This is a genomic window from Neobacillus mesonae (genome assembly GCF_023715155.1).
Lineage (GTDB): Bacteria > Bacillota > Bacilli > Bacillales > Cytobacillaceae > Neobacillus > Neobacillus mesonae_A.
In genome coordinates this window covers 1-10,892 of record NZ_JAMBNQ010000068.1, presented here as the reverse complement: position 1 = coordinate 10,892, position 10,892 = coordinate 1, and the positions used below count along the sequence as shown (strand labels likewise).

Sequence of the window (10,892 nt, the reverse complement as noted above, 5' to 3'; positions counted from 1 at the left end):
CGCCACTATAACCATACTAGATATCAATGGAATCTAAAAAAGATGACTCCTGTACAGTACAGGAATCATCTGTTACAGGTAGCCTAGGCCTTTTTTTAAAATGTCCTTTACAAGGGGTACACTTTAAATAAGGGTTGCAATTGAAGAGGCTTTTTTTTGCGTATAAAAAACATTCACGACATAGTAAAATGGTAATTAAGGAAATCATGGAAAAAGGAGAGAATGGATTGAAATTTATTGGCAGGTTCTTTGAAGGCATTGACAAAGCAGGGCGGGCATTTAAAGAGCTTTTCTGGATATTTTTTGTTTTCATTGTATTTCCTATAACATCTTATGGTTCATTTTATAGTGCAGGTGAATTTATGAAGGATGGGGAGAAATTCACCGGAATCGGATTATATATTTTTGCCGTGATCCTTTCACTCATTACAATTGGTGTTATTTACGCTACAATTTCAGATTGGATTCAGAAATTAAAAGGACGCAGCAAAAAAGGGTGAAAGGATAAAAGCTTTGCTTTCTTTAAATTAAGGCATGCATCTCTTTTGCCGAATGACAAAAGACCGTGAAAGCAAACGGTCTTTTTTAGATTCTATTGGAAGCACGCCATTTTTGTATAAACAATCTCTACCTTATCATTTTTCACTTTAATTATATAATCTAAATTTGAAGAGTTCATTAGTATAAATATTCTCCTCTAAAAGACGGCAAATCCCCATTCATGTACATTTGTATTCTCCAATTTTTCTTGTATGGGCATAACATTTTCCGTAATATACCAATTATAAAAGAATAGATGAACTAAAGAAATATTCTCTTTTTCCTATATAGATGTCTCCTTTCAGTTAATCTAGTACGACAAAAATAGAATGAAAGATTAGAAGATAGCAAGTAAAACGCAGCTGCCTAAACTTTTTATAAAAAGATTGACGAATGAAGCCCGTCTCAGCTACTATTATCTTATACTTAATCACATAAAAGCATAAAAGCGTTGAACTATTAAAGTAGCTTATACCATTCTTGAAATAAGAGATCTGTTGGTTGGTGCAAAACAGACAAGCTGTATAGCGAATTACAGATAGGGAGCTGGCAATCGGTTTCGGCCGTTATCTAAAACGAGCGGGCAGAAAATAATCTGCTAACTAGGGTGGTACCGCGGAGCTTCCGTCCCTTTTCAAGGATGGAGGCTCTTTTTTTATTCATTATGAATTAGAGGGGAAGGTTTGCATGAAAAAACAAATTTCTATCGGGATGTCGCTCATTCCAATCGTTGCATTAATTGGCTCTGCAGCCCTATCCATTTTTGTATGGAAGGCGGGAATGCATGTCCCGTTAATAGTTGGTGTGATTGCTGCAGCTATTATTTCCATTATTGGCGGCTGGAGTTGGGATGAGATCCAGCGGATGATGGTGAAAGGTGTAGAAAGAGCATTACCTGCTGTTTTTATCTTACTCATTATTGGGATGATTGTCGGCACATGGATTGCAAGTGGTGTTATCCCAACTATGATCTACTACGGTCTTTCTATTATCACTCCTGCCCTGTTTGTACCAATTGTTGCACTGGTTACAGGAATTGTCTCCATTACATTGGGAAGTTCGTTTACCTCCATTGCGACCATTGGGCTGGCGTTCATGGTGATTGGTGAAGGGCTAGGCTTCTCTCCAGGTTTGGTTGCCGGCGCGGTCATCTCAGGTGCCTATTTCGGTGATAAACTGTCACCTCTTTCTGATACAACAAATATCGCACCTGCAATGGCTGAAACAGATTTGTTTAGTCATGTAAAACATATGCTTTGGGATACCATTCCAGCCTTTGTTATTTCCATTGCCCTGTATTGGATTTTCAGTTCTTCTGCGGCTGCAAATGGCAGTACAGATATTAAAGCGATTGAGGCAATGAAGACTGGGTTAGACGATGTTTTCGTTATTCATCCACTGCTATTGCTCATGCCTGTATTAACAATTATTTTAATGATTAAAAAAACACCAGCCATCCCAGCCTTAATGGGCGTAAGCATTTTAGGAGGTTTATTAGCCATTATCATCCAAGGAACATCCGTAACCTCTATTGTTCAAATCATGACCAGCGGCTATCATGTGGAATCTGGAGTTAAAGCATTAGATTCCTTGCTAAACCGCGGCGGACTTATGTCCATGCTTGGAACCATTGGTTTATTGATTCTTGCAACAGCACTTGGAGGAATTTTAGAGGAAACTGGTTCTTTTGAAGTATTAACGAAAAAGATGATATCAAAAGTCCATTCCCCGGGAGGCTTAATCAGTTCCACCATTCTCTCAACTTTTGTTGTAGCATTTGCAAGCGGCGCACAGTTTTTGGCAATCATTTTACCTGCAAGAACGTTTGTAAAAAACTATAAAGACATGGGAATTGACACGAAAAACCTATCACGGTGTGTCGAAGCTGCGGGAACAGTCGGGATCAATCTTGTTCCATGGGGTGTACCTGCCGTATTCGCCGCTGGGATTCTCGGGGTTAGTCCGGGTGAATTCATTCCATATGCCTTCTTTGCCTTTCTTGTTCCGCTCATGAATATCTTATTCGGGTTTACAGGCTGGACGATTACAAAGAAAAACTATTATAAAGACCAACAAGAAGGTGTTTCACAATGACTGAAGTTGTTTTAAGCATAATAGGAACGGCTCAAGATGCCGGACTGCCGCATCCGAATTGCTTTTGTAAAAATTGCAGAGAAGCAATTCGCAATCCTAAGTTTAGAAGACTCGCTGCCTCATTAGCAGTTATCCTTCCAGATGAGCAAGTGTGGCATTTGATTGATGCAACGCCTGATTTGAAAGAACAAATGGCCAGACTGCAAATGAAATATCAGCTAGAAGGAAAGCTCATGAAAAGCATTTTTCTAACCCATGCCCATTTAGGTCACTATCCAGGTCTTTTATTTTTGGGGCGGGAAGCTATTGGAGCAAGAGGAATTCCGGTGATGGCTGGAACGAAAATGAAGCAATTATTAGAGGTACAGGCCCCTTGGAGTCAGCTGACAAAGCTTGGAAACATCGATGTACAAGAAATACAGGATAGAAAAGCGGTCCAGGTTGTTCCTTCTGTTACTATTACGCCAGTTTATGTACCACATCGGAATGAATTTTCTGAGACATTTGCCTTTTGGATTGAAGGCCCGAATAAGAAGGTGTTTTATGTCCCGGATATTGATCGCTGGAATGAATGGGATCAGGACATTTTTGCAGTTTGCAAAAAAGCAGATATCTGCTTGCTCGATGGGACATTCCATTCTGTAAAAGACCTTGAAAACATTGGCCGGGATTACCGGGAAATTCCCCATCCGCTCATGACAGAAACGATGGACCGGCTCCAAGATTTAACAGAGCAGACAGAGATTTATTTTACTCATTTAAATCATTCCAACCCGGTACTGGATACGGAGCAGCAGGTTCGACATGAGCTGGAAGCGAAAGGATTTCATATTGCCGAAGAAGAAATGGAGTTTAAATTATAAGATGTTTTGGAAAAAATGAAAAACCGCTAAAAAGGGTTCAGTTGGCATCCCTGCTTGGCGGTTTTTAAATTTGGTATTAACCAAATGGATTGTGGGCAGATGCACTAAAAAACAATAAACGGTTTATCATAATATTCTTAAGCATTATATTTAAATCGAATATCCAGCTAATTTCATTCTTCTATTATTCAATTCATTAACAAGATTTTCAATATCTTGTTTCTTCATTTTCAACTTCTGTTTTCTCTCACCAATCATTCTATTAACCTCTTTAGGAGATGGCCCCCCTAAAATACTCCTGATTTTCACAAAGTATTCCGGCGAAATAATTTTTTTCCATTCCTCTTCTGTCAGTGACACATTAGCAAACCCGTTGATCATTTGATTGATTTCATGAATCTTCCAATCGTATAGTTCTTTTTTAGCACTGGTTGTTTTCTTCGCAATAAAGCTGGCAATGGCATGTGCTTTTCGAAAAGAAATTCCGTACTCCCTTGTAAGGGTGTCTGCTAATTCTGTAATGGTCACGCAGGATTTTCCGGCCATTTTCCTCGCATGCTCTTCATTTACCTTTAAAGTTGCAATTACTGCATACATGAGTTTCATCACCCGATTGGCCTTTTGAAATGCCCTGTACAAATGAGGCTGCAGGTCATCTTCCGTATCCACTATATCTCCAAATGGTGTATTGTGGATCATGTTCATTACAGTTAATGCCTCACCATAAGCGCTGCTGGCAATCGACCGGGAATGTTCAATCGATACAGGATTTCGCTTTTGCGGCATGATACTGCTTACCTGGACATAAGGATCGGCCACATAAAATGTACCAAACTCCCTTGTCACATGCTGCAGAAAGTCTTGAATCCATCTCCCCGTATTAATCATACAGGTCATTAAAGCAGATGATGTTTCCAACAGATAGTCTGCGCCGCCAATGGAATCATAGGAGTTTTCAATGATTCTATCAAAACTTAAAAACTCACATGTCCGTAGGCGGCTGATAGGGAAACCTGTTGTGGTTAAGGCAGCCGCCCCAAGCGGTGATTGATTGACCGTTTCATAGGCAGCCCATAACCGCCGGATATCCCGCTGCATGACATCATATACCGCTAATAAATAATGACCAAGTGTAGTGGGCTGGGCCGGCTGGGTATGGGTATATCCGGTAATATACGTCTCCACATGCTGTTCTGCCTGATCTAGTAAGGCTTCACTTAACCGATAAGCATTTTGTAATAACTCCAAGAGGTGATCCCGTAATACCAAACGATACATGGCCGCCCCCATATCGTTTCTGCTGCGGCCGATATGGATTTTCCCCGCAAGTTCCGCCCCAATCTCTTCGCCCATTTTTGCTTCTATCATGAAAAATAAATCTTCAAACTGCGGCTGATAGGTCAGTTGATTCACATTTGTTTTGGCCGTTTTATTGATGCCTCTTAACATCTCTCTTGCTTCATCTTTTTTAATAATATTTTGTTCTTCCAGCATAATGACATGGGCCCGGTGAATATCAAACATGGCATCAAATAAATAATTACGCTGGTCATTAAACACCGGCTTTAACAGTTCTTCCACATAGGTTTTTCCTGGAAAGGAGGCTCCCTCACTTTTGATAAAGTCCTCTAGATTACCCATTCTTTTCATCTCCGATTTAAGACATTGATTATTCGGCTTTTCCCTCAAAAAACTATTTGAAATAAACAATACAATTGAAATTGAGGCAATTTTAATCATCCCAATTCGGCAGCCTGCCACATATTAAATATCCGAATTGGTTCATCATTTTAATCGATATCGGACGGTTAGATATGGTGTAAAACAACACGATGTTCGGAATTCATCGACAGGCTTAACGAAAGCCTGCAAGGTTCCTTAAAGGGCACCAGGCATGATAATGAAAAATACCCCTCCTAAAAGGTATAAAACCAGCGTACTTCCAGGTTTCTACCTGCCCCTCAATCGAATTATTCAACTCTCGAGAAGCACATTTGTCGATTTTGGATTAATGGAATGCGGCGTACAAAATAGGTGAGCTGGCTGTTCCTATTTCATGGAATTGGACCATCACACATTTTTTTGCTGCTTACATATAGTACATTAATGAAAATGCCTTGGAGGATTAGTTATGTTGATACATGTTGTTACCAGCGGCGAGACCCTTTGGCAAATTGCCAGCCGTTATGCCGTTTCTATGAATTCCATTATCAGTACAAATGAGTTAGAAAACCCAAATCAATTAGTAGTCGGCCAGGCGCTGGTCATCCCAAAACCTGGCACAACCCATACCGTTAAATCCGGTGAAACATTATGGTCTATTGCACAAAAGTATGGTGTCACCATTCAATCTATTATCCAAGCCAGTCAATTAACAAATCCGAACCTTATCTATCCCGGAACTACTCTATTTATTCCACCCCTTACACATATCGTTCAACCGGGAGAAATGTTATGGCAGATAGCCGGCCGGTACGGCACCACGGTTCAAGCAATCATTAGCGAAAACCAAATTGAAAACCCCAATCTAATTTATCCTGGTTTACGTTTGACCATACCGCGGGGGAAACCCGTCATCGAAGTAAACGCTTATACGTATCAAACCAGTGAGGAAGCTGTCCAGTCCCTCAATGAAATTGGCTATTTACTTACCTACTTTAGTCCTTTTGCTTATCTTATTGCTGAAGATGGAACATTAAATCCGGTGAAAGATGAAGCAGAGATTCAGGCTGCACGATCTAACCATGCCGTCCCTATGATGTCTGTGACAAACTTTACTTCCTCTCAAGCAGGTTCAAATGTAGCTCATACCATCCTGTCTACTCCAGAAATAAAGGAAAAGATCATCGCAAACATTCTCCAAGTGATGGACAGCAAAGGATATAAAGGGTTAAACATTGATTTTGAAAATGTATTACCTGCCGACCGGGAACTTTATAATCAATTCCTCCAGATGGCGGTTGACCGTCTCCATCCGAAGGGATACTTTGTCTCCACTGCCCTTGCTCCAAAAATAGGTCCAACTCAGTCAGGACTGTTATATGAAGCACATGATTATGAGGCACACGGCAGAATTGCTGACTTTGTTGTCCTGATGACCTATGAATGGGGCTACCGCCTCGGCCCGCCGCAGGCCATCTCTCCCATTGACCAAATGAGGAGAGTTGTGGAATATGCCTTATCGGTTATGCCGGCAGAGAAAATATTCTTAGGATTTCAAATTTATGCGCGGGATTGGAAAATTCCCCACGTCAAAGGTCAGGAAGCTGAGACATTTAGTCCGCAGGAAGCCATAAGACGTGCGATTAAATATGGGGCGTCCATTCAATATGACACAAAAGCCCAATCCCCATTTTTCCAGTACGTAGATGAAAAAGGTCAAGGACATGAAGTTTGGTTCGAAGACGCCAGAAGCGCCCAAGCTAAATTTAATATGGTAAAGGATTATAACTTAAGAGGGATCAGCTACTGGGCATTGGGCTATCCATACCCGCAGAACTGGGCTTTACTAAAGGACAATTTCACAATAAAAAAACTAATTTAAGAGCAAAAAAGGGCCAATTAGGTCCTTTTTTGCTTGCAGGTGCCATTATGGGGTTCCGGCACCAGAAAATAAGGGGGATGAATTCCCCCGCTTTAATTTTTTGGTTAGTATTACAGGCGCACCCTAAACCGGATACACCGGATGCTTCCGGTCTGAAAAAACCATATATTTTGAAGAATATGCTTCAAACCGCTTGACGAGCTCATCCCGTAAGGAATTCGCAGGAATAATACCGTCAATGACCATTTCCGATGCCAAGCGGTAAATATCAATGTCTTCTTTATATTCTTCGCGTTTTTCTGCGATAAAGGCAGCACGCTCTTCTTCAGGAAGTTCAGCGATTTTTTTCGCATATACTGCATTCACCGCGGCTTCCGGCCCCATTACTGCAATTTGGGCTGAAGGAAGAGCAAGACAGGCGTCCGGTTCAAATGCCGGGCCGGCCATTGCATATAAACCTGCCCCATATGCTTTTCTAACAATTACTGAAATTTTTGGAACTGTCGCTTCAGACATGGCGGAAATCATTTTTGCCCCATGGCGGATAATTCCGGCCCGTTCTACCTTTGTCCCAATCATAAATCCCGGAACATCTACCAGGAACAAGATTGGAATATGAAAAGCATCGCATAGATTAATAAATTTCGCCGCTTTATCTGCCGTATCATGGAACAATACCCCGCCTTTTACACGCGGCTGATTGGCAATAATCCCGACTGGTTTTCCGTCCATGCGGGCAAGACCCGTAATCAGCTCCGCAGCAAACAGCTTTTTAATTTCAAAAAAGGAACCTTCATCAATAATTCCATCAATTAAATCTTTCATATTAAATGGAGAATTTTGATTAGCTGGGATCAACTCTTCTAAAGGTTTTTTCAATGGTTTAGGGGCCGCTGCTTCACGAACAGGCGGTTTTTCTGAGAAATTGGCCGGAAAGTAAGAAAGATAATCGCTGGCCATTGCAATGGCTTCCTCTTCTGTCTTCGCCAAAACATCGCCGCATCCAGATACGGAACAATGCATCCGGGCGCCTCCCATTTCCTCTAAGCTAACTTTTTCCCCAATCACCATTTCAGCCATCCTCGGCGAACCCAAATACATCGAGGCGTTTTTATCCACCATAATGACTATGTCGCAGAATGCCGGGATATACGCCCCTCCCGCAGCAGATGGACCAAACAAGAGACAAATCTGAGGAATTTTCCCGGAGAGCTTTACTTGATTGTAAAAAATCCGGCCTGCTCCGCGTCTGCCGGGGAACATTTCTACTTGATCCGTGATACGGGCACCAGCTGAATCCACAAGGTACAAAAGCGGTACACGTAATTTTTCCGCGGTTTCCTGGATGCGGATAATTTTTTCTACAGTCCGGGAACCCCATGAGCCGGCTTTGATCGTTGAATCATTAGCCATCACACATACAAGCTGGCCCTTTATCTTGCCCATACCGGTAAAAACGCCGTCTGCCGGAAGGTCTCCTGCTGAACAATTAGCAAAAAGCGCATCCTCTAATTCAGAGCCAGGATCTAATAAAAGTTTCAAGCGGTCGCGGACAAATAGTTTCCCTTGTTCCTGGTTTTTCTCATGATATTTAGGAGCCCCGCCATTTTTAATTTGTGCTGCCCGTTCTTCAAGTGTTTGTTGAAGGTCCTTTACATCAGCTGACATTGGATTTCCTCCCTCTATTGAACTCATTTTCTGTTATTCCCCTTTATAAACTGGAGGTCTTTTTTCTTTAAATGCCTGAAGTCCTTCTAAACGGTCCTTCGTTGGGATCGTGATTTCATACGCATTTTGTTCGATAGCAAGACCTGTGTTAAGGTCCACATCACACCCTTTATCAATCGCAAACTTTGCCTGTGCTACCGCAACCGGGCCATTTTTTGCAATCTGTCCTGCTATTTCTAAAGCCTTTTCCATTAAATGATCAGCAGGAACCATATACTCTGCTAATCCAATCTCTAAGGCTTCCGCTGCCGTAATCCGTCTTGCTGTGAAAATAAGCTCTTTCGCACGTCCCTTGCCTACTAATCTTGGCAGCCGCTGGGTACCGCCTGCTCCTGGAATAATCCCCAGTGACGTTTCCGTTAAACCAAGCTTCGCTGTTTCCGAGGCGATGCGGATATCACAAGCGAGCGCTAGTTCAGTTCCGCCTCCAAATGCCACACCATTCAATGCCGCAATAACAGGAATTGGTATTGCTTCTAACTCATTGATATTTCCACGGATTAACGAAACCGTTTTTCGAACTTGGACAGGATCCATTCCTGCCCGTTCTTTTAAGTCGGCGCCCGCGCAAAATGCCTTTTCCCCGGCTCCAGTCACCACAACACAACGGATTGCCCGGTCAAATTTAAGGGCAAGAATCGCTTCTTGAAGTTCCTTAAGCATTTGGACAGATAATGCATTGGCTGCTTCAGGGCGATTCAAAGTGATCAGTGCAATTCCATTATCCAGCCAGTCGACTACTACCGTTTTCCCCATGTTGTCACCTTCCTTTTTCCATATTTTCAAGACGGCACCCTAATTGAGAGCTGGCAGCTTGAAAACTTTTACTTGGTAAAGGTTTTCCAATCTTCTTCTGAATATATTGAGAGGCAGTCAAAATCTTCTCTTGGTCTACACCTGTATGAATATCCATCCCATCAAACATATACAGTAAATCATCAGTTGCCACATTCCCTGATGCTCCAGGTGCATAAGGGCAGCCGCCTAATCCGCCCACTGAAGAATCAAAGATAGTAATTCCCATCTCAAGTGAAACCAGGATATTGGCCAGTGCCGTTCCCCGGGTATCGTGAAAATGCATGGCTAATTTTCCAACAGGGAATCGTTTAAGCAATACTTCTAAAACCTCCTGAACCTGCTTTGGATTGGCTATGCCAATTGTATCCCCCAGGGACAATTCATCAATTCCCATTTCAAATAAGGTTTCAGATATCCTGACTACAGCATCTATATCAACCTTCCCCTCATAGGGGCAGCCGAATACAGTTGAAACATAACCCCTGCTCGATTTCCCTGCAGCAAGCGTTTTTTTAACTATATCTTTTAATACAGGGAATGTTTCACGGATTGATTTATTAATATTTTTTAGATTATGAGTTTCACTCGCTGACATAAACACGGCAGCTTCATCTATATCCGCTGCCAACGCCCTCTCTAACCCCCGCTGATTTGGAACAAGGGCTGTATAGGTCACACCTGGCTGCCTTGTTATCCCTGTCGAAACAGCCGCTGCATCTGAAAGGGCAGGAATCCATTTTGGGTTCACAAATGAGGTAATTTCAATATGCTTCAGGCCGCTGGTTGATAATTGATTGATCCATTCAATTTTATCCTCAGTGGATATAAAAACCTTTTCATTTTGCAATCCATCCCGAGGCCCTACCTCTTTTATGGTGATAGCTGAAGGCCACTTCATTACTTCATCTCCTTCTCCTATTCAGCTTACGATTTTATCCAGAATTAACATCAGTAAGCCCTCCTGCTGATGGAATTTTCACTTTATTCAATTACTGCAATGACATCTCCTTCATTCACAAAATCGCCCTCGCTTACTCTCACTTCCTTAACTGTTCCATCAAGCTCAGCAGCAATCGGAATTTCCATTTTCATTGATTCCAGAATCACTACATCCTGATCTTCTTCAACCTGGTCTCCAGGGTTCACTAAGATTTTCCACACACTTCCTGCCATACTTGCTACAACTTCACTCATACTGATTCCTCCCTCTATAAATGTTGATTTATCAACGGTTTGACCCGTTGGTGGGGTGTCAAAAAAATATTTTTCGACACGATTTTCTAACAATATTTTTATATTATGTGAAACTATTCCATCACATGGGT

General features: G+C 41.9%; 10 protein-coding genes and 1 other annotated feature. Of the genes, 5 read left to right on the top strand and 5 right to left on the bottom strand.

The annotated features are described in order from the left end of the window. The 4 genes from M3183_RS26080 to M3183_RS26065 form a co-directional block, all read left to right on the top strand. Positions 1–87: IS3 family transposase (locus M3183_RS26080; protein ID WP_251471210.1), on the top strand; the 87-nt coding region annotated here is incomplete at its 5' end. A gap of 140 nt (positions 88–227) precedes the next feature. Continuing rightward, a complete protein-coding gene (locus M3183_RS26075; protein ID WP_251474840.1) occupies positions 228–500 on the top strand; it encodes a hypothetical protein in 273 nt (90 codons plus the stop codon). A 482-nt stretch (positions 501–982) separates the two neighbouring features. After that, positions 983–1,175, top strand: a binding site (T-box leader). A 52-nt stretch (positions 1,176–1,227) separates the two neighbouring features. Next, positions 1,228–2,634 (top strand): Na+/H+ antiporter NhaC, encoded by a 1,407-nt coding sequence (gene nhaC, locus M3183_RS26070; protein WP_251474837.1) that lies wholly within the window; start codon positions 1,228–1,230, stop codon positions 2,632–2,634. Next, a complete protein-coding gene (locus M3183_RS26065; RefSeq protein ID WP_251474834.1) occupies positions 2,631–3,497 on the top strand; it encodes an MBL fold metallo-hydrolase in 867 nt (288 codons plus the stop codon). The genes nhaC and M3183_RS26065 overlap by 4 nt, the downstream gene beginning before the upstream one ends. Before the next feature lie 150 nt (positions 3,498–3,647). Here the strand turns inward: M3183_RS26065 and argH are convergent, their stop codons facing one another. Then, a complete protein-coding gene (argH, locus tag M3183_RS26060; protein WP_251474830.1) occupies positions 3,648–5,138 on the bottom strand; it encodes an argininosuccinate lyase in 1,491 nt (496 codons plus the stop codon). Positions 5,139–5,628: 490 nt separating this feature from the next. On the opposite strand from argH, the gene M3183_RS26055 reads away from it, so the two are divergent. Next, complete coding sequence (locus M3183_RS26055; protein WP_251474827.1) at positions 5,629–7,041, top strand: LysM peptidoglycan-binding domain-containing protein; 1,413 nt, start codon at positions 5,629–5,631, stop codon at positions 7,039–7,041. A 123-nt stretch (positions 7,042–7,164) separates the two neighbouring features. On the opposite strand, the gene M3183_RS26050 is transcribed toward M3183_RS26055, so the two are convergent. From M3183_RS26050 to M3183_RS26035, 4 genes are all read right to left on the bottom strand, one after another. Beyond that, entirely contained in the window at positions 7,165–8,709 is a 1,545-nt protein-coding gene (locus tag M3183_RS26050; protein WP_251474824.1) for an acyl-CoA carboxylase subunit beta, read from the bottom strand. Between the two features lie 33 nt (positions 8,710–8,742). Further along, positions 8,743–9,525 carry an enoyl-CoA hydratase gene (locus tag M3183_RS26045; RefSeq protein WP_251474821.1) on the bottom strand — a complete coding sequence of 261 codons (783 nt, stop codon included), beginning with the start codon at positions 9,523–9,525 and terminating at the stop codon, positions 8,743–8,745. 4 nt (positions 9,526–9,529) lie between these two features. Continuing rightward, complete coding sequence (locus M3183_RS26040) at positions 9,530–10,465, bottom strand: hydroxymethylglutaryl-CoA lyase (RefSeq protein WP_251474819.1); 936 nt, start codon at positions 10,463–10,465, stop codon at positions 9,530–9,532. An 83-nt stretch (positions 10,466–10,548) separates the two neighbouring features. Continuing rightward, the gene (locus M3183_RS26035; protein WP_251474843.1) at positions 10,549–10,761 is read right to left on the bottom strand and encodes an acetyl-CoA carboxylase biotin carboxyl carrier protein subunit; all 213 of its coding nucleotides are present in this window, start codon (positions 10,759–10,761) and stop codon (positions 10,549–10,551) included. Positions 10,762–10,892: the final 131 nt, after the last annotated feature.

Coding starts and splice junctions, on each gene's coding strand:
- nhaC (WP_251474837.1), top strand. CDS start 1,228: ATGAAAAAACAAATTTCTATCGGGATGTCGCTCATTCCAATCGTTGCA.
- M3183_RS26065 (WP_251474834.1), top strand. CDS start 2,631: ATGACTGAAGTTGTTTTAAGCATAATAGGAACGGCTCAAGATGCCGGA.
- argH (WP_251474830.1), bottom strand. CDS start 5,138: ATGGGTAATCTAGAGGACTTTATCAAAAGTGAGGGAGCCTCCTTTCCA.
- M3183_RS26055 (WP_251474827.1), top strand. CDS start 5,629: ATGTTGATACATGTTGTTACCAGCGGCGAGACCCTTTGGCAAATTGCC.
- M3183_RS26050 (WP_251474824.1), bottom strand. CDS start 8,709: ATGTCAGCTGATGTAAAGGACCTTCAACAAACACTTGAAGAACGGGCA.
- M3183_RS26045 (WP_251474821.1), bottom strand. CDS start 9,525: ATGGGGAAAACGGTAGTAGTCGACTGGCTGGATAATGGAATTGCACTG.
- M3183_RS26040 (WP_251474819.1), bottom strand. CDS start 10,465: ATGAAGTGGCCTTCAGCTATCACCATAAAAGAGGTAGGGCCTCGGGAT.
- M3183_RS26035 (WP_251474843.1), bottom strand. CDS start 10,761: ATGAGTGAAGTTGTAGCAAGTATGGCAGGAAGTGTGTGGAAAATCTTA.